Annotated in this window: 13 protein-coding genes, 1 tRNA gene and 1 pseudogene; 3 read left to right on the top strand and 12 right to left on the bottom strand. The window is 68.1% G+C overall.

What is annotated here, in order from left to right:
• Positions 1-100 precede the first annotated feature (100 nt).
• Both OWC43_RS17515 and OWC43_RS17510 read right to left on the bottom strand, forming a co-directional pair.
• Complete coding sequence (locus OWC43_RS17515) at positions 101-2,113, bottom strand: M10 family metallopeptidase C-terminal domain-containing protein (protein ID WP_393957606.1); 2,013 nt, start codon at positions 2,111-2,113, stop codon at positions 101-103.
• 435 nt (positions 2,114-2,548) lie between these two features.
• Positions 2,549-4,681, bottom strand: a complete 2,133-nt coding sequence (locus OWC43_RS17510; RefSeq protein ID WP_393957605.1) for a protein-disulfide reductase DsbD family protein — start codon at positions 4,679-4,681, stop codon at positions 2,549-2,551.
• A 223-nt stretch (positions 4,682-4,904) separates the two neighbouring features.
• Here OWC43_RS17510 and OWC43_RS17505 point away from each other — a divergent pair, with 223 nt between their 5' ends.
• Positions 4,905-5,420: a TlpA disulfide reductase family protein gene (locus tag OWC43_RS17505; protein ID WP_137827729.1), complete on the top strand. Its 516-nt coding sequence runs from the start codon at positions 4,905-4,907 to the stop codon at positions 5,418-5,420.
• A 94-nt stretch (positions 5,421-5,514) separates the two neighbouring features.
• Positions 5,515-7,068, top strand: a pseudogene (locus OWC43_RS17500) (ABC transporter substrate-binding protein).
• Between the two features lie 67 nt (positions 7,069-7,135).
• On the opposite strand, the gene OWC43_RS17495 reads toward OWC43_RS17500, so the two are convergent.
• The 9 genes from OWC43_RS17495 to OWC43_RS17455 form a co-directional block, all read right to left on the bottom strand.
• On the bottom strand, positions 7,136-7,831 hold the full coding sequence (locus tag OWC43_RS17495) for a c-type cytochrome (RefSeq protein WP_393957604.1): 696 nt from the start codon (positions 7,829-7,831) through the stop codon (positions 7,136-7,138).
• A 22-nt stretch (positions 7,832-7,853) separates the two neighbouring features.
• Positions 7,854-7,946: transfer RNA gene (locus OWC43_RS17490), tRNA-Sec, on the bottom strand.
• A gap of 37 nt (positions 7,947-7,983) precedes the next feature.
• Positions 7,984-9,441 carry an L-seryl-tRNA(Sec) selenium transferase gene (gene selA, locus OWC43_RS17485; RefSeq protein ID WP_393957603.1) on the bottom strand — a complete coding sequence of 486 codons (1,458 nt, stop codon included), beginning with the start codon at positions 9,439-9,441 and terminating at the stop codon, positions 7,984-7,986.
• The gene (gene selB / locus OWC43_RS17480; RefSeq protein ID WP_393957602.1) at positions 9,438-11,414 is read right to left on the bottom strand and encodes a selenocysteine-specific translation elongation factor; all 1,977 of its coding nucleotides are present in this window, start codon (positions 11,412-11,414) and stop codon (positions 9,438-9,440) included. The genes selA and selB overlap by 4 nt, the downstream gene beginning before the upstream one ends.
• Before the next feature lies 1 nt (position 11,415).
• Positions 11,416-12,963, bottom strand: a complete 1,548-nt coding sequence (locus tag OWC43_RS17475; protein ID WP_393957601.1) for a PhnE/PtxC family ABC transporter permease — start codon at positions 12,961-12,963, stop codon at positions 11,416-11,418.
• Positions 12,960-13,628 (bottom strand): ATP-binding cassette domain-containing protein, encoded by a 669-nt coding sequence (locus OWC43_RS17470; RefSeq protein ID WP_393957600.1) that lies wholly within the window; start codon positions 13,626-13,628, stop codon positions 12,960-12,962. The genes OWC43_RS17475 and OWC43_RS17470 overlap by 4 nt, the downstream gene beginning before the upstream one ends.
• A gap of 7 nt (positions 13,629-13,635) precedes the next feature.
• Positions 13,636-14,538: a putative selenate ABC transporter substrate-binding protein gene (locus tag OWC43_RS17465; protein WP_393957599.1), complete on the bottom strand. Its 903-nt coding sequence runs from the start codon at positions 14,536-14,538 to the stop codon at positions 13,636-13,638.
• A gap of 74 nt (positions 14,539-14,612) precedes the next feature.
• Positions 14,613-15,077, bottom strand: coding sequence for a MarR family winged helix-turn-helix transcriptional regulator (locus OWC43_RS17460; protein WP_393957598.1), 465 nt, complete (start codon positions 15,075-15,077; stop codon positions 14,613-14,615).
• A gap of 215 nt (positions 15,078-15,292) precedes the next feature.
• On the bottom strand, positions 15,293-16,003 hold the full coding sequence (locus tag OWC43_RS17455; RefSeq protein WP_393957597.1) for a resolvase: 711 nt from the start codon (positions 16,001-16,003) through the stop codon (positions 15,293-15,295).
• A 218-nt stretch (positions 16,004-16,221) separates the two neighbouring features.
• On the opposite strand from OWC43_RS17455, the gene OWC43_RS17450 reads away from it, so the two are divergent.
• On the top strand, positions 16,222-16,347 hold the full coding sequence (locus OWC43_RS17450) for a hypothetical protein (protein ID WP_393957595.1): 126 nt from the start codon (positions 16,222-16,224) through the stop codon (positions 16,345-16,347).
• Positions 16,348-16,614: 267 nt separating this feature from the next.
• On the opposite strand, the gene OWC43_RS17445 is transcribed toward OWC43_RS17450, so the two are convergent.
• Positions 16,615-18,195, bottom strand: coding sequence for a TolC family protein (locus OWC43_RS17445; protein WP_393957594.1), 1,581 nt, complete (start codon positions 18,193-18,195; stop codon positions 16,615-16,617).
• Positions 18,196-18,246: the final 51 nt, after the last annotated feature.

Here is an 18,246-nt window from a genome sequence, read left to right as displayed (position 1 = left end):
GCATGGGCTCGGTGGGTGATGCCGCGTGGCGGGCGCCCTGGTTGATTCAACGCGTATGCTCGATGCCCATGAGGCGGTCGTCGATGATCGCGCGTCGGGCTCAAAGGACGAAATCGGACGCCTGAAAAGCCATTTTCGTCATGACGTTGATCGCGAAATCGGTCTTTCCATCGCCATTGATGTCGGCCTGGACCTGATGGCCGCCGGCGATCGATGCCATCCGCAATTCACCGGCATTCTTCGTGAAGGCGTCCGAACCGATCCAGGTGAAGGCGTCGTTGGTCGCCGTCAGGGCATTGGCATCGATCGCGTGCAGGTCGATCGTGTCCTCGCCCCTGACGAAGTCGCCGATGGCATCGTTGCCCGACCCGGTGGACAAGCTGCCGCTGAGCTTCTCGAACCGGAACGTGTCCTGGCCCGCCCCGACATAGAGGATGTCCTTGCCGCCCTGCCCCATCAGGATATCGCTGACGGTGCCGATTCTCGGACCATCCGCTTCCGTGCCGCTCAGGATCGCATGAGCGGACGCTTGTTCGATGACGTGATTACCTGAGGCGGAGGCCTGCAGCACGAGGGTCGGACTTGCGGATTGCGCGGGGGGAACGGGCCCGGCGAGCTGACTCGGCGCCGACGCTTTTGGCACGTCAACCGGAGTGGGCGATACGGAAGGATGCGACAACGGAGGCGGCGGCGGGATGCCGGGTCCCGATTCCGGCGGACGGGTCAGCTCTCCCCCGGCCAGGATGAAATCGCTCGTCTGCAGCGGAATCTGACCGGTCAGCTCGAGCTTGAAATCGGCCTTCAGGTCACCGTTGGCATCGACCTCGATCGTCGTGACGCCCGACGTGAAGCCGTAGCGGAGCTGCCAGGTATGGCCGGTGAAGCTTTCCGAGCCGAGCCATTGCCAATCGTTCGGGGCGTTGGGGGCGCCCGTAATGGTTGCCAAATTGATCCGGTCTTCCCCCTGCGTGAAGTCGGCGATGCGGTCGGTGCCGTCATTCGTGAGGGACGTGTAGACGAAGATGTCCTTGCCGCTGCCGCCGGTGATGAAATCGCGACCGCCACCGCCCACGATGACGTCGTCGCCAGCGCCGGCATGGATGTAGTTCGAGCCGCTGCCGCCCTGGATGTAGTCGCCCTTGGCGGTGCCGATGATGGACGCAGTGGCCGAAGCCGCACTGATCCCGTTCAAGGTCGACAGATCGGGCAGAAGCCCGATGGCTTCTGGGCCTGGGGTAAGGGGACCTCCGCTGGCATGCATGTTGTCGGCATAGACCATGTCCTTGGGACGCGAGGTCTGCTCCAGGTCGCCGTACTTGCCGAAGTCGATGACGTTCTCGACGATCTTCACGCCGGTGACCGTGCCGACTTGGTCGGCATTGTGGGTCTGGGTGGCGCCATCGGACACCAGGACGGTCATGCTGCCGCCGAGGAGGATGTTGTTCTTGACCAGGACGTCCGAGACGTTGCCCAGCTCCCCGGTGATCCGCACGGCTTCGTTGTTCTCGTTCGGCGCATCGGCGCGCGAGCGCCAGTCGATCACGTTGTCGGTGATGACGACCGAGCCGATCGTCTTGCCGATCCAGATGGCGTCGGCATGCGCACCCGTGGCGTAGGATCCGCCGGCGAAGTAGTTCCCGCTGATCGTGCCGCTCTGAATCGTGACAGCGTCGGACGGCGCATCGAGGAAGGCGTTGTTCGTCAGGGCGGTGTTCTCACCGCGCGAAGCGACGAAGTCGACATAGCCGATATTGTCGAGCTTCAGGCCGTCGAACGTCGAGCGAACGACGGTGAGGTTCTTGGTCCCGGGGAAAGCATTGATGGCATATTTGCCGACCGACGCGTCGAAGGTTGAGTTTTTGATCGTGACGTTGTCGGCCTGCACATTGATCGACACGCCGCGGAAGTCGTAGCCATCGAAGGTCACGCCTGATTTCGTGATGGCGAGCGTGTTCAGGGCCTTGTTGTAGTAGACGCCATCCGTCGATTTCAGGGTGGTGAAGCTCTTGAGCTGCTCATCGGTGAGGGGTGTGCCGACCGCTGCATGGAGGCCAGCCACGTTCAGCAGGTCGTTGTTGCGAGCGATGGCCGCGAGATCCGAAGCAACGTACATATAACCAGCCCCGACTAGCAGCGCATGGTCGACGCTCGCTGCGTATTGGTCTCATCGAGATTTGGGGGCAGGCATTAAAGATTCATTTCGAGCGAAGCATGCAAGTTGCGATGCCGGGTTTGTTTTCAAATGCTTTCGGAAAATATGCCAGGTGTTCCAAGTTCGAGGTTATTAAAAGGTAGCTTGATTTGGGGGCTGCCTGATACTGACGGGATCGCTCCGGATCCGATGGTCCGGTCCATGTCGCAGGAGGGGCCGAGCGGGCCGGCGACGGGCTCATTTCGGCGAAGCCTATCGGCGCCCGCTCTCCCCGAGCAGGTAGAGGCCCTTCCCACTCGAATTCGCGAGGGGGCGTTGCCGGGGCGGCCCTGATCGGACGCGTTGTCTCCGGTCCGCCCGTGATCGTAATCGTCCGACCCGCGTGGGCAAGGCGGCTCAGGTCTTCGACCCCGCCGCGATCGCGTCCAGAACGATCCCCTCGGTCAGGATCTGCGGCAGCACCTGCGCCTCGCCGCGGTCGCGGTAGACGAGGTAAAGCGGCACGCCGCTGCGCCCGTGCCGCTCCAGAAGGCGGGTGATCTCCGGATTCTGGTTGGTCCAGTCTCCCTTGAGATAGGCGACGTTGCCGGCCTTGAAGGCCGTCTGGACGCTCTGGCGGTCCAGCACCGTCCGTTCGTTGACCTGGCAGGTGATGCACCACGCCGCCGTCATATCGACGAAGACGGTTCGGCCGGTCTCGCGCAGGGTATCGAGGCGCGCCTGCGTGAAGGGCTCGACCCCTTCCGCCACCGCGCCGCGCGTGCCCGAGGCCCTATCCCGGTCGCTCAGCACGGCAAGACCCACGGTCCCCGCCAGCGCCGCGACGGCGACCGCGCGGCCGACGAGGCCGCCGACCCGTCCGGCGAAGCGGGCCCGTTCCCAGGTCCAGGCGGCGAGACCGACCAGAACGAGGCCGACGAGCGCCGCCAGCAGGCCGTTCGGTCCGACCTGCTGGGCCAGCACCCAGATCAGCCACGCGACCGTCGCGTAGAGCGGGAAGGCCAGCGCACCCTTCAGGGTATCCATCCAGGCCCCGGGGCGCGGCAGGAGGCGCACCGCGCCCGGAAACAGCGTCAGCGCCAGGAACGGCAGGGCGAGGCCGAGGCCCAGGCTCGCGAACACGGAGAGGCCGACCAGCGGCCCCTGCGTCAGCGCGAAGCCCACCGCGGCCCCCATGAAGGGCGCCGTGCAGGGCGTGGCGACGAGGGTGGCCAGCACGCCGGTGAAGAACGAGCCCTGGTAGCCCCCGCGCCGGGTGAGTCCGTCGCCGAGGCCGCTGATGCCGCCGCCGACATGCACGACGCCCGACAGGCTGAGACCCATGGCGAGAATGCCGTAGGCGAGCCCCGCGACCACCAGTGGCGACTGGAGCTGGAAGCCCCAGCCGATCGTGGCCCCCCCGGCCTTCAGGGCGATCAGCGTGCCGGCGAGTACCAGGAAGCTCGCCAGCACCCCGGCGGTGTAGGCCACTCCGTGGACGCGGATGCGGTTCGGAGACTGACCGGCCTGCTTGACGAGACTCAAGACCTTGATCGAGAGCACCGGGAAGACGCAGGGCATCAGGTTGAGGACGAGGCCACCGAGCAGGGCGAGGCCGATGGCGCTCCACAGCGTCAGGGCCTCCTCCGCGCCGGATGCCGCCGCGCCGCCCGCCGCGGGAGCGCCCGGAGCTGTGGCCTCGCCGATCGCGAACGCGCGGCGGGTCCCGTTTTCGGTGAAGGTCAGCACGCCGGGAATCGTCGTCAGGTCGGCGGCTCCGTCGCCGGACTTGAGGGACAGATGCAGCCCCGATGCATCGACGCGCAGCTCCTGGGAGGCGGCGTTGTCGAGTGCCGTCTCGGCATAGGGGAAGAACGCCGCCGCACTCACCGCCTCCGGCTTGAGGCCCGCCGCTGCGTAGGTGAGAACGATCCGCTCGCCCTCGCGCGCGAATCGTACCGGAGCGGCCGCCTCGACGGGCAGCGCCCCGCGCGCTGCGGCGAACAGGTCGGCGCGGGCGGGGTCGAGTTCGGCAGCCGAACCTGCCGCTGCCACGGGCAGGGTCAGGCTCAGCTCGGCCGAGCCGGGGATGCAGATCTCCTCGCAGACAAGATAGGAGAGCGTGCCGCCGAGCGTCGCCTCCCCGCCCGAACCGAGCGTTCCGGGCACGGTCATGGGCAGGAGCAGCACGGTCTCGCCCTCGTAGCCGTAATTCATGAGGTGCTGCACCGGGATGCGTTCGGGCACCGGCCACTGGAACGGACCCGCCGCAAAGCCCTCGGGCACGCGCCAAGCCATCTCGGGCGGCAGACCGGAATCGCCGGGATTGCGCCAATAGACGTGCCAGCCGGGCTTCATCACCATGCGGATGCCGAGCGACGCCGTGGCGCCCGGAACCAGCGCCTTCGCCTCGGCGACGAGTTCGGCCCGCACGAGATCCTTGGCCTGGGCCGCCGTGGAAGGCTGGGCCGCCGCAGGGACGAGGCCGAGACCGGTGATCGTGGCGATGAGAGCCAAGAGCCGGTGCGGACGACGATGTGCTGCGGCCAACCCGATGCTCCTCGCCTTCTCACGTCTTCGCGACCGATGCGGGGCTCGCCCTCGGGAGAAGGCACGGGAGCCGGTCCGATACGGAAGAATCCTGCATGGCCCGCTGGACGGTCCATGGCACCCGTAATATGTCTCGTTCAATTGCACACCACTAATTTGTGCAAAATTTCGCGATGGGCCGGACCGGGATACATCCCGGGATCGGCATCGGGGAGGAACAGGAATGGTCGTGAGCCGGACGGGGCGCATCGGCGCCCTCGCATGTCTCGCCTGGGCGTTGTCCGCGCCGGTCCATGCCGCGGAGGGTGGCTCGCCCTCGACCGATTCCCTCTACGCGACCCCGCTCAAGAACCTACAGGACGAACCCCAGACCCTTGAAGCCTATAAGGGCAAGGTCAGCGTGGTCTATTTCTGGGCGACCTGGTGCGCCCCCTGCCAGATCGAGACACCGAAGCTCGTCCGGCTCTACGACAAGTTCAAGGACAAAGGCGTCGTGGTGATCGGCATCGCCCTCGACAACGCCGACAAGGTTCGCGCCTTCACCAAGAAGATGGGCGTCGCGTATCCGACGGTCTACGGCGGAACGTCCGCGATCCAGATCGGCCGCGATCTCGGAAACGATGTCGGTGCGGTGCCCTTCACCGTGATCCTCGACCGGTCCGGCAAGGTCGTCGAGACGATCAAGGGCGACACGCCGGACGGCAAGCTGGAGTCGATCCTCGCTCCTCTGGCCGGCTGAGATCTTGCCCACCCGCTCTTCGAGATGGGCGTCCGCCGCGGCGGGGGCCCTGCAACCGGGGCCGACAGGCCCCATCCATGGAGGAAACCGCACGATGAGAGCAGGAGCCCGCCCTGCGGGACCCTCGCGTCGGCGCTTCTCCCTTCTCGCGACGGCCACGGTGTTCGCCCTGGCCGCAGCGGGATCGGGAGGGGCCCGTGCCGCAGGTCCCGACAATACGGTGACGGTGGTCGACCCGTCGCCCGTGAACTGGCTGTCGATCACCTGGAACACCATGGAGGAGGCCAACCGGGTCGACTTCAAGGGCCTCCAGCAGCCTTCCCTCGCCGAGAGCTGGGAATGGGTCGATCCCAAGACGCTCAAGCTCAACTTGCGCAAGGGCGTCGTCTTCCAGGACGGTCAGAAGTTCGATGCGGCCGCCTTCAAGAAGGCGTTCGACAAGGTCCAGTCGTGGAAGAGCCCCCATCCGCCGGGTTCGTTCCTGAACTACGACAAGGACGACCAGATGGAGGTGGTGGACGACAACACCATCCTCTTCAAGATGGCGAAGCCCGACGGCGCCGCGTTCATGAAGCTGCGCGGCATGCATGTCGGCTCGAACGCCTTCTGGGACAAGCTCGGCTTCGTGAGCCCCACGAAGCAGTCGGCTGAAGGCAACTGGTGAGTCATCGACGCTGCCGGTCCGTGGGGGACTGGTCCGTTTGTGCTCGCTTCTGGTGTCTCTCAGCTCGATAAGCGCTCACCCGAAGTGGTGATGGAGCCCAACACCAAGTATTGGAACAAGGATCGCATGCCGAGCGTGCGGATCGTGTTCGACAACATCATCTCCAAGTCCGACGCGCTCAAAGCGGTCGCGGCCGGTGACGGCAAGGTCGATGTCGTGACGATGGTGACGCCCTCGGAGGCCATGGCCTTCAAGAGCGACAACGCCAAGATCGTCATGGCCAAGGCCAAGACGGTGCTCGTCGGCGTGTTCAATCAGAACAAGCCGGATTCGCCCTGGAAGGACATCAAGGTCCGACAGGCGATGAACATGGCGATCGACCGCAAGGCGCTGATCGAGAAGGGGGAAGGCGGCCATGCCGAACTGATCCCGGCGATGATCCAGCCCGGCCGCTTCGGCTACAATGACAGCCTCAAGCCCTACGCCCTCGACGCATCCAAGGCGGGTGAGGTGCTCAAGGCCGCCAAGATCCCGGACGCCACGGTGGCGATCGGCGCCGGCGAGGACCAGAAGGCCCTCTTCGATGCGATGACCGAGCAGCTCGCCAAGGTCGGCCTCAAGACCAAGATGGTCGATCCGAAGGGCGACGACTTCGACGTGAAGCTGGTGTGGCACTTCGATTGGTCGCCGCAATTCCCGGTGGGCGTCGTCCACCGTGAGTTCTTCGGCAAGGACGGGGCCTTCCGCGCCATGCCGGAGGATCCGCAGTTCGACGCGATGTTCGCCAAGCTGCTGGCGACGCCGAAGCTCGAGGATCAGGAGCCGATCGTGCGCGACATCGAGAAGTACGTGTACGACCAGGCCAATGTCCTGTTCCTCTACTCGCCGCACACCCTGTACGCCGTGAGCAACCGGGTGAGTTTCCAGCCCTACGACACGTTCATGCTGGAACTGGCCGAGACGAAGATCGTCAAGGGCCAATAAGCGACGTACCGGCCAACCCGGCCGGCGAAAGGTGGAAGGCCCCGGAGAGGCATCTCCGGGGCCTTCGTCATGGGGTCGCCCCAGGCGACGGGCACTCGCTCTTGATCAGCGCACCGATCTCCGCCGGGTGATGGAAGATCAGGGTGTAGCGGTCGCCCTGCATGCCGCCGGGCAGGAGCGCGGGCTCGCCGGGTGCGGGCCCCTCGGCGGAGCTGTCGACCCGCAGGCGCAGGTTGCGCTCCCACAGAGGCAGGGTGACGCCGTTCTTGAGCGTCACCCGGAAGGTGTCGCGGCACAGCCGCACCGCCTCGACCCGGCTCGCGCGTCCGAGCGTCTTGAGGTCGAGGACGGTTGTCTGCGGGATGGCGAGGCCGTCCGTCCTGCCATCGTGCAGGGCCTTCAGGTAGGCGATCAGGTCGGCCCGCACGGTCGCGTCGGCGACGAGATAGGTCATGCGGCTGCCCGGCACGAGCGCGGACGGGTTCGCGAGCCACGCGTCGAGCCGTTGCGGCGTCCAATCGAAGCGCGATGCCGCCAGCGCCTCCGAGTAGCGGTCGAAGCCCGCGACCTTGCCGGCCGGCGCCCCGTAGATGCCCGACAGGCTCGGTCCCGTCATGTGGCGGCCGGGTTCGAGGGCGTGGCACGAGAGGCAGGCCCGGAAGGCGGTGGCGCCCGCAACCGGATCGCCCTCGGTCTTTGCACCCTCGGCCTTGGCGGCGGATGCGAGGAGCAGGAGCGCGGCGGCGAGCCGGACCGGGATCATCGTGGATCCGAAGAGATTGCGTTGGCGGAAGCGGATGGGAATCGAACCCACCGTACGCTGTTGGCGTACCGCTGGTTTTGAAGACCAGGAGGGCCACCAGACCCCGTTCGCCTCCACTCTTGGATGTAGCAGCGTCGGTTTCGAGGGGATAATCACGTTTCCTCGCGTGACGTGGACGCAGACCCAGCCAACGCATCGATCTGGGCGAGGAAGACGGCCTCGTTCTCGAGGGTGCGCAGGTCGAGGCGCAACGCCCCGTCGCTGACGCGTCCGATCACGGGCACCGGCATGGCCCGCAGGCGGGCCGCGAGCTGCTTCAACCACGCGCCGGCGCGACGCTCATCGGCCGGCGGGCGGAAGGCGAGACAGGCGCTCGGCAAGGTCTCGACCGGCAAGGCGCCCGACCCGATCTGGCTCGTGCAGGGCTCGACGCTGATCGCCGCCCGTCCGGCGAGGCGCTCCGACACGCCGGGAAGCAGCCGCTCGCCCTGCGCGCGGATTTCGGCCTCCGGCCGGGTCAGGAGCCGCAGGGTCGGAAGCCGCTCGCGCAGGGTCTCGGGGTGCAGGTAGAGGCGCAGGGTCGCTTCGAGGGCCGCGTAGGTCATCTTGTCGACCCGAAGGGCCCGCTTCAGCGGGTTCTTCCGCACGCGGTCGATCAGGTCGCGCCGCCCCGCGACGATGCCGCATTGCACGGCGCCGAGAAGCTTGTCGCCCGAGAAGGTGACGAGGTCGGCATTGGCCAGCGCCGCCTGCACGGTGGGTTCGGGCGGCAGGCCATAAGCGGCGAAATCGATAAGGTTGCCACTGCCGAGATCGACCGCGAAGGGGATGCCGCGCTCCCGGCAAAGCCGACCGAGATCGGCCTCGGCCGCCTCCGCGGTGAAGCCGTGGATCGCGTAATTGCTCGGATGCACCTTCATCACGAGGCCGGTCCGCGGGCCGATCGCCTCGGCGTAATCGGCCAGATGGGTGCGATTGGTGGTCCCGACCTCGCGCAGCCGGCAGCCCGCCCGCGCCATCACGTCCGGCACGCGAAACGAACCGCCGATCTCGACGAGTTCGCCGCGGGAGACGATGACCTCCTTGCGCATGGCCAGCGCGTTGAGCACGAGCAGGACGGCCGCCGCGTTGTTGTTGACGACGACCGCCGCTTCGGCCCCGGTGAGCCGCTGAACCAGCGCCTCGACATGGCTGTCGCGCTCGCCCCGTTCACCCCGTTCGAGGTCGAATTCGAGGTTCGATGCACCGGTCATCACGGCGGCAACCGCTCGGGCAGCCTCCGGCGGCAGAAGGGCGCGACCGAGATTGGTGTGCAGGACCGTCCCGGTCAGGTTGAGGACGGGGCGCAGCGAGATGCGCTGCTCGGCGTCGAGCCGTGTCTCGGCGCGCGCCAGGATCACGGATTCCGGCGCCATCTCCGCGCGACCCGATCGGATCGCGTCGAGTTCGGCCCGGATCGCCTCGGTCACCGCGGTGCGGCCGTAGGCTGCGAGCGGCGCAGCAGCTCTGTCATGCGTGAGCAGACGCTCGACCGAGGGCGGTCGCGGCCGCGCGGGCGGCGGCGTCTCGACGGCGGCGCCGACGGACGGACGGTTCGCGGATCGGTTCATGGCAGGGCCGGTCCCATGGCGGCGGCGCCCTCGCCGGGCGTGAAGATCGTTTGACGGTTGCCGGTGATGCGCCGGCCCTCGCCGAGGCGCGTCGTGAAACCGGCGGCGTCGAAATGCTCGAGGAGCGGCATCGTGATGTGGCGGTCGATCCCCGCCGCCGCCCGGAAATTGCCCACGGTCAGAAGGCCTTCCGGATGCTCGCCGGCGACCGTTTCGGCCACGCCGGCAAGGTCGGCCACCGCTTCGGGCAGAACGTAATAGGCCTTCGAGACGCGTCGCAGCCACCCGATCCGTCCGAGCTTGTCGAGAAGCGGCCGGATCTCGTCCGGCTCGTGGCCGAGCCGCTCGGCGAGGCGACTGAGCCGGTGCTGATCGCGGCCCGCCGCGCGCTGAATCGCGCAGATCTGCTCCCACAGCTCGACATCGACCGGGGCGAGGCGGACGACATGGCCCGGACGATGGTGGACGCTCCCGCGCCGCAGGACGCGCCCGGCGTCGAGTTCGGCCTGCAGGGCGGGGCGCAGGGCCGGGTGCAGCATCCGAGGGAGCGAGCCGAGCAATTCCTCGTAGGTCAGTCCCGGATTGTCCGGCTCGTCGCGGTGAAGCGCGTCGAGCCGGGTGCGCAGCTGGTCCGCCACGGCGTCGAGGCGCTGGCCCGAGAAGCCCAGCCGGCCCGACGGACCGGGCACGACGCGCAGATCCGCGGATGCGAACAGGGGGGCCTCGGCGGCAGGCGCCACGTTGCGAACATGGCGGAAATGGTCGAGGTCGATCCCGCCCTCGGCCCCGGCCAGGGCCTGCGACAGGGCTCGCGCATCGTCCGGTTCGGACAAAGCCTCGAGCAGCGCCCGACGATTCGGGCTCCGCAGCCCGCGGCGTGGGCCGAACGGATCCACGACACGGCCCCCACCCAGGGTGCGCCGGGCGGAGACGTCGCGCAGCACGTAACGGTCGCCGCCGAGGGCGCCGAGCGGCGCATCGAGGGTCAGTTGGGCCAGCCCCTCGGCGCCCGGCTCGAGCGATGTCCCATCGAGCAGAAGAACGCGGCCCGCGACCGCGGCCGCGCCGAGATGGACCTGCACGGGCGTCCGGTGGCGCAGCGGGCCGGGCTCGGAGGGCAGCAGGCGCAGGCGCACGTCGAGGCGCGTGGCCGGCCCGTGAAGGTCAGGGGCGACGAGCCAGTCGCCCCGGTGCACGTCCTCACGGGAGAGACGGGGACCGACGATGTTGAGGGCGCATCGCTCCCCCGCCCCGCCCCGCTCGGCGTCCCGGTCCTGCGCCCGGATCCCGCGCACCCGCACCTCCCGGCCGCCCGGCGAGAGCAGGAGCCGGTCGCCCACCGCCACCGTCCCGGCATGCACGGCGCCGGTGACCACGAGCCCGACGCCCGGCACCGTGAAGTGGCGGTCCACGGCGAGTCGGAAGCCGCGCTGCCGCGCCCCTTCCTCCGCCGGCCCGACGGTCTCGACGAGATGTGCTGAGAGCGCCGCGAGGCCGGCGCCGGTCCGGGACGAGCAGGGTAGGATCGGCGCGTCCGCCAGCGTCGTTCCGGCCAGGAGGGAGCGGACCTCCGCGGTCACTGCGGCGAGGCGGGTCGCGTCGACGCGGTCGCTCTTCGTGATCGCCACGACCCCGCGCCCGATCCCGAGCAGGTCGAGGATCGACAGATGCTCGCGGGTCTGTGGCATGACGCCGTCATCGGCCGCGACGACCAGGAGGGCCCCGTCGACCCCGGTGGCGCCCGCCACCATGGTGCGCACCAGCCGCTCGTGGCCCGGCACGTCCACGAAGCCGAGGGTCGTTCCGGTCCGGCTCCCCGCGTCGTGACGATAGGCGAAGCCGAGATCGAGGGTGATGCCGCGCGCCTTCTCCTCGGGGAGCCGGTCGGCGTCGATGCCGGTCAACGCCTTCACGAGGGAGGTCTTGCCGTGGTCGATGTGACCCGCGGTGGCGAGGATGATGGGGGCACTCATCTCAGGTTCCCCCGCTTGGGCCGAGCGGCCGCGACAGGCGGGTCGGCAGGTCGGCGATGCGCAGGGAGCGGCGCAATGCCCGCGACAGGGCATCGATCGCCATCGTCATCAGGGCGGTCGCGGCGATCAGGACGACGGCCACGTCGAGCCGCAGCTCCGAGATCGCCGCATCGATGTAGAAGCCGAGCGTCGCGACGCCCAGCATGCCGAGGATCGCGCTCTCGCGAAGGATGATTTCCCAGCGGTAGAGCAGGTAGGCCAGGAACTGGCCGTAGAGCCGGGGGACGGTCTCGTAGGCGTAGAGGTTCAGGCCTCTCGGCGCATCCGGGCGGTAGGCCAGATCGTCGGCGTGGCGGCCCAGAAGGAAGCCGACGATCCCCGCATTGTGGATCGAGAGGGCCAGGATGGCGGGCAGCATCGAAGGACCGAGCAGCAGCAGCGCGACGTAGGCCAGCATGTATTCGGGGGTCGAGCGCACGGTGACGAGCAGGATGCGGCCCAGGGGTTGGCCGATGCGCCCGGCGAAGCGGCGCGAGACGAGGGGAAACAGCGCGAGCGCGCCGAGCGCGGTGGCCACCAAGGCGATCTGCGCCAGCATCAGGGTCTGCAGGACGCCCGGCCCGATCTGATCCGTGAGGATCGGCCGCAGCCACGTCCAGAGGCGAAGCCACGTGTCCGGATCCGAGAATGCCGCGCCGCGCAAGGGGACCGGCACGATGTCGTGGCCGAGAATGCGGGCGAGGCTCGCCCCGATCGCCGGGCTGCCGATCGTGGCGGGTAGCGCCATCAGGCTCGCCACCGCGAGGAACGGCAGGGTGAGCGGGCGCAGCCACAGCCGGCGCGTGCCGATCAGGACGTAGAACACGAGGAGCAGGGCGCCGGCCTCGCCGTAGCGACCTTGGCGGAAGGCGGATTCGAGGTGGAAGCCCATGGTCGGGAGGCCGATGAAGCCGAGCACCAGGGTCGAGCGCAGGCCGCATTCGAGCCGGTAGAGGGTGTAGTGGCGAAGCTTGTCCGCCACGTCCGGCAGGCGGGCGTAGAAGAAGGCGGACGCCCCGCCGGTGCCGGGCGGCAGGACGCGAAGTGCTGCGAGGTCAGCCTCCTCAATGATCTCCGAATAGACCTTGGCGCAGATGCCCGCGTAGGGGAGCGCGATGGCGAGGATGCCGGTGGTCGCCGAGAGGCCGAAGACCTGGATCAGCAGAAGCGCCCAGAACAGCTCGTGCACCGACCGCAGGAACGCGCAGAGCCCGCGCACCGTCCGGGAGCGCGCGAAGGGGATCGCCAGCAGAAAGCCGGATCCCGCCCCGAGTCCGACGCCCAGCACGGCGAACGCGACCGTGTGCACGACGCTCAAGGCCTCGACCGACGGGAGGTCGGCTTGGACGAATCCTGCAAGCAGTCGACGCAGCTCGGCCCAGGGCTGCAGGCTCGACACGTGGAGATCGGCTGCCAGCAGGGCGGCGAGCGCCAAGGCCGCGAACCAGCGGCTGATCGCGGCGTAGCCCGAGAAGGGCGCGTGCGGGGAGAGGCGCCCGAGACCGCTCACGCTGTCCCCGCATAGTAGGGGGTGAGCCGCGCCGCATCGAGCTCGCGGGCGGGCGCGTCGAGGACGATGCGGCCCGCTTCCAGAACGACGATGCGGTCGGTCGCGGCGAGCGCCAGGGCGACGTCGTGCAGCGCCAGCACCAGCGTCTCGTGCGTGCGGGCCATCTCGGCCAGAACGCCCTCGCCTTGCACGCGGTCGAGCGCTGAGACCGGCTCGTCGGCGATCAGGATCGGGCCACCATTGTAGAGGGCGCGGGCGACCGAGACCCGCTGCTGCTGCCCGCCGGACAACGCTCCGGCACGGGCACGGATCGTCTCGGCGAGCCCGACGCGGGCCAGCACCGCCCCCACCTCGCGCAGGTCGGCCGCCGCCGGACGGACCAGGGTGCGCAGGTTGTGCAAGGTCGAGGTCCGGTCGAGCCGGCCCATATAGACGTTGTGGAACACCGACAGGGTGCGCACCAGCGCCGTGGTCTGGGGCACCAACGCGGTGCGCCCCGGGGCCTGTGCGTGCAGGAGGCCGAGCAGGGTCGATTTGCCCGCCCCCGAGCGGCCCAGCAACGCCACGCGCTCACCGGCCCGGATCGTCAGGTCGATGCCTTGCAGCACCACCCGTCCGCCATAGGCGGCCGAGGCATCCGACAGGGCGAGAGCGGGAATGGGCACGGGCGCCTCAGTCGAGCAGCCCGGTGGATTTGGCGACCGCGATCAGCGGGTCGTAGGCGGTGTCCGTCACGGGAACGAATTTCGAGCGTCCGAACGGCTCGAGGATCGCCGGGTCCTCGATCGCGACGAGTGCCGCGGTCAGACGCTCGGTGAAACCAGCACCGTAGACGGTGTCCACGTCGCCGCGGACGGTCCACTGATAGTCCGGATAGGTCGGGCTCTCCCAGATCACCGACACGGCGGAGGCATCGACCTTGCCGGCTTTGGTCTCGAGGTCCCACACCGTGTAATCGACCGCACCGACCTCGAAGGCGCCGGACTGGACGAGCTGTATCGTGCGCGAATGGTCCCCCGAATAGCCGACCCGTGAGAACACCTGATCCGGCGTCTGTCCCGGGAAGGCCTGGCGGATGAAATGTTCGGGCATGAGGCGGCCCGAAGTCGAGGTGCGGGCCCCGAAGGTGAAGGTTTTCCCCGCGATGGCCTTGGGGAACTCCTTCGACGGGACGAGGCCGGTCCGGACATTGGCGATGAGGTAGGTCTTGAAGGTTGCGTCCTCCGCGCCTTGCGCGATGGCACGGGCGCCGGATGCCGCCCTCCGCGCCTGCACGCCGGTGAAGCCGCCGAACCAGGCGAGCTGCACCTGCCCGTTGGTGAAGGCCGTGACTGCAGCCGGATAGTTCTTCACCGGAATGTAGCGCACGGGCACGCCGAGCTTGGCCTCCAGATAGGAGGCCACCTTGCCGAAGCGTTCGATCAAGCGCCGCTCGTCCTGATCGGGAATGCCCGTGAAGACGAAAGGCGGGTGATCCGCCGCTTGAGCGGCCGCGATGCCCAGCACGGTCTGAACGACGGCGAACAGCGCCGTGAGCAGGCGCGTCCGCAGAGGCCGAAGCCTTGCGTCGATCATCGGCGTCTCCCTCCCACCGGTCCTGTTTCGGACCTTCGTTGCGTGCGACCCGGCGCGGCGGACGTCGGGTCCCGTCAGATTGTCTCGTCCTGCAGCTCACCGCCCTGGGCCGCCACACGGTCGGCGAGGGCCTTCAACTCCTGTCGCAGGTCGGCGAGGCCTTCCTCGGTCAGCCCGGTGCGGCAGACGACGGCCTGCTGCGCCGCGGCGACCCTGTCCTCCAGACGACGGCCGGCTTCGGTCAAGGCGACGAGAACGACGCGGCGGTCGGCGGCACGGGCGCGGGTCACGAGACCGGCCGCTTCGAGCTTGTCGACCAGCGGCGTGATGGCACTGGCGCCGAGCTTCAGCCGTGCGGCCAACGCGTGGGCCGGCGCGGCCCCATCCTGCCAGAGCGCGAGCATCACGAGATATTGCGGATAGGTGAGGCCCAGATCACCGAGCAGGGGCCGGTAAGCCCGCACCACCGCGTTCGTCGCGGCATAGAGCGAGAAACAGAGCTGATCGTCCAGTCTGAGACGGCGGTTGCGGTCGACCATCGCTGCGATATCCTTCGAGCATGAATGGTTCATGCATGAAGGATTATGTCAAGCCGCCGCTCACGAGTGCTGCTTGGAGTCGAAGCGACGGCTGAAAACGCATCCATTCGAAATCAGCGGACAGCCAAGACTCGATCATGGTGCCGGCATCCTGCAGCGGTGGTGTTGCATGCCGGAGCTGAGCCACCATCGCTATCAGGGTAGAGGCGACCGCCTCATCCAACAGCCGCAAGGCGTTTCGTAACGCGGGCCACCTGCATCGGGTACCAACGGTTTCCGCGGGCCGAGGGGATACCGAGAGCGTTGAGCGTGTGGGCGACCTGCTCCAGCGTTTCGACGCCGGCCGCGCGAATTTCCGTGAGAAGCGGCGCCACGTCCCGTGCGCGTTCCCAGCTCCGCGACGTTCCGGACCGCTGGTCCTCGATCTGGAAACGCGTCTCGGATCCGCGGACAGACATGTGACCCGACCCGGTCGCTGCGCATTTGCGACGCTCGGCGGTGAAGCGGGCATAGAAGTCGCGGCGGCGGGCAACGATCTCGGGCGTGCGGATCACGTCGAACCGTTCCTCCGCTTCCGTCACCGCAGCCATGATGCCGAGGGTCAGCTCGCTGGCCTCCGGTCTGTCCAAGGCGACGAAGCGGAGATTCAGGCGACGCAGTTCGTAGCCCAGTTTGCGCAGGAAGGCGGACTCATCGCCCCAGATGCCGAGTTCGGCCATCAGCAACGTTGCGCCGTGCCGATGGCACAGGCTCATCGCCTCGCTCAGGTCCGGCTCAACCGCACAGGCCGTGTCACCGATGATCTCGGCAGCAAGGCGCCCGCGGCGACCGAGATGACGGGCGATCGCCGCACGCTGCAAGGCGAGGACATCCTCGGCATCAGCCTCGGCAGACTGGAGGTAGGAAACGAACAGGTCTGAGGACATCGGCGTTCGGCCTGTGTGCCCATCGGATGGTTTCGGCGACGCGTGTCGACGTGACCCGGGGCGTTATGTCGGTCGCATCATGGGCGCGGCCCCGAACGGGGCCGTCATGTTGTGAACGACTGTTTTGAGGCCATCAATATGAACCCATATTCCAGATTGGGTCAGGCTGTGATGGCGCTCGGCCCCAGGGGGCTGGTTCGGATCGGCAGGAACACGCTGTGGCTGATCTGACGATGATGTTCGAAGCGATGGGCCGGACGGGCTCGGTGCAGGGCTATTCCGACGCGCTCGGTGTGTCCTCCCGCGCCGCCTGGGCCCGTCTTGGGGCTATCGCGCTGCGCTGACGGAGCTCGGCGCACCCCTGGCCGAGATCTTCTCCGACGCCTCGTCCGGCCTCGAGCGCGAGACCCGCGGTGTCGAGCAACGCTTGCGCCGGCTTCTGCCCGGCCGGACCGGTGCGGTGACGCCCGTCGCGAGTGGCTCCCTGATGCCTCGCTACGCGACGATCTGATCGCCGCCCATCGCTCCGGCGGCGCGCTCCCCGGCGCGGGAGCTTTTGCGGTGGCGGGGTCGATGTTCGGCTCGTGCCACGAGGCGAGCGGATCCCTGCCTCAGTGCCTCAGCCTCAGGGGCGGAACGGCGGGCACGCGCGGGATCGGAGGCGCTTCGGCGAGGACCGCCCCGATTCCGAGCCAGCTCGTCCGCACGGCTCGCGTCAGGCCATCGAGATCCTGGCCATCGATGGTTGCCAACGGAAAGGAGTCGAGGCCGAGGGATGCGAAGACGTTGGCCCGCGCGTTCTGGACGGCAGCATGGGCGAGATCGAATTTGACCTCGGCGATCAGGGTGTTCATCTCCTCGCGGATCAGGGTCTGCTCGCTCGTCGAGAGCGCCGCAGCGGACGCCCGCATCTGCCCCACGATACGGCGCTGGACACGGCGGAAGGCGGCGGCTGTCTCGAATTCCTTCATCGCCAGCGCGTGGCGGATCCGGCTGACATGGACCTGGGTCATCACCGCCATGGTCACGGCCAGTGCACGCTTGTCGAGGAGCGCGTCCTGCGCATCGATGAGGCTGGTCCGCTCGGGGTAGCGGAACACGCTCATCAGGTTCCAGCTCGCGCGCGCGCCCCAGCCAACCCAGTTCGAATTGTAGAGCAGGCGGTTCGAATCGGCGTTGGCGCCGACGATGACGTTGAAACCGGGCAGCATTTCCAGCAGGGCGGCGGTCGCCTCCCGCCCGTTGATACGCTGGCGATAGGCGACCTCGCGGAGTTCCGACCGGTTCTCCAGGGCAACGCGAACGAGATCGGAATCGGCGACGCCGAGCTTCAAACCCGCCTCGACTCCCTCCATCTCGGCCAGCCGGAACGGCAGATCGGGGGGGAGGTTCATCAGCGACGCGAGCTGACTGCGGGCGACGAGCAGGTCTGCCTCGACGCGCTGGGCCTCACGCCTGATCTCGATCAGTTCACGCTCGTAGGTGAGGGCCGTGATCGGCGAGGTCTGGCGCTCGTTATAGAGCCGACGGGCGTCACTGATCGCGTTCTGAGCGCGGCCTTCGAGGGCGCGCAGGCGGCTCGCAAGGCGCTCACTCGTCAAAGCGCGCCAATAGGCGGTCCGCACATCCTCGATGATGCGGCTCACCACCCGGCGGCGATTCTCCTCGGCGATGAGAACGGCATCGGCGGCCTGCCGCGCGCGCACATACGACAGACCGAAATCGAGGATGTTCCAGCTCAGCGACAAGTCGCCGAAAACGAAGTTCCTGTCCTGGCTATAGGAGGGTTCGAGCGACTGGCGCTGGCTCAGCACCGAGATCGAAGAACTCGCAACGTAGTTGTCGCGCCCCGCATAGGCGCTGTTGGCGACGAAGTTCGGCAGCATCGAATAGCTGGCGAAGCTCAGCTCCCGAGCTCGCACGGCCGTCTGCATGATTTCGACGCGCTGATCGAGATTGTACTTCAGAGCGCGGGCGAAGGCCTCGTAGAGATCGATGCGCGGTCCCGGTAGCGGCTGATCGGAACCGACGCGGCGCAGCTTGTCCGCCGCATAGGCACCGATTTCGGCCTGCCCGAGCGGTTGGGGCGTCACGGTGCAGCCGGCCGTGGCCGTGGCCAGCAGCGTCGCTCCAAGCCACGCGGAACCGATCCGACGCCGGTACCTGCCGTCGCTTGGCCGAACCTGCGCCATGATCCCCGCTTCCCCTCCGGGCTTAAGCGCCCTCGGGAAGCCCCGGGAGCC

Origin of the sequence: Methylorubrum sp. POS3 (assembly GCF_043352485.1) — a bacterium.
Classification (GTDB): domain Bacteria; phylum Pseudomonadota; class Alphaproteobacteria; order Rhizobiales; family Beijerinckiaceae; genus Methylobacterium; species Methylobacterium suomiense.
This window is presented reverse-complemented; position numbering and strand designations above follow the sequence as displayed.

Bases quoted from the DNA above. Each gene is read 5' to 3' on its own strand.
- OWC43_RS17515 (WP_393957606.1), bottom strand. From the start codon at position 2,113: ATGTACGTTGCTTCGGATCTCGCGGCCATCGCTCGCAACAACGACCTG.
- OWC43_RS17445 (WP_393957594.1), bottom strand. From the start codon at position 18,195: ATGGCGCAGGTTCGGCCAAGCGACGGCAGGTACCGGCGTCGGATCGGT.
- selA (WP_393957603.1), bottom strand. From the start codon at position 9,441: ATGAACCGATCCGCGAACCGTCCGTCCGTCGGCGCCGCCGTCGAGACG.
- OWC43_RS17460 (WP_393957598.1), bottom strand. From the start codon at position 15,077: ATGGTCGACCGCAACCGCCGTCTCAGACTGGACGATCAGCTCTGTTTC.
- OWC43_RS17505 (WP_137827729.1), top strand. From the start codon at position 4,905: ATGGTCGTGAGCCGGACGGGGCGCATCGGCGCCCTCGCATGTCTCGCC.
- OWC43_RS17465 (WP_393957599.1), bottom strand. From the start codon at position 14,538: ATGATCGACGCAAGGCTTCGGCCTCTGCGGACGCGCCTGCTCACGGCG.
- OWC43_RS17455 (WP_393957597.1), bottom strand. From the start codon at position 16,003: ATGTCCTCAGACCTGTTCGTTTCCTACCTCCAGTCTGCCGAGGCTGAT.
- selB (WP_393957602.1), bottom strand. From the start codon at position 11,414: ATGAGTGCCCCCATCATCCTCGCCACCGCGGGTCACATCGACCACGGC.
- OWC43_RS17495 (WP_393957604.1), bottom strand. From the start codon at position 7,831: ATGATCCCGGTCCGGCTCGCCGCCGCGCTCCTGCTCCTCGCATCCGCC.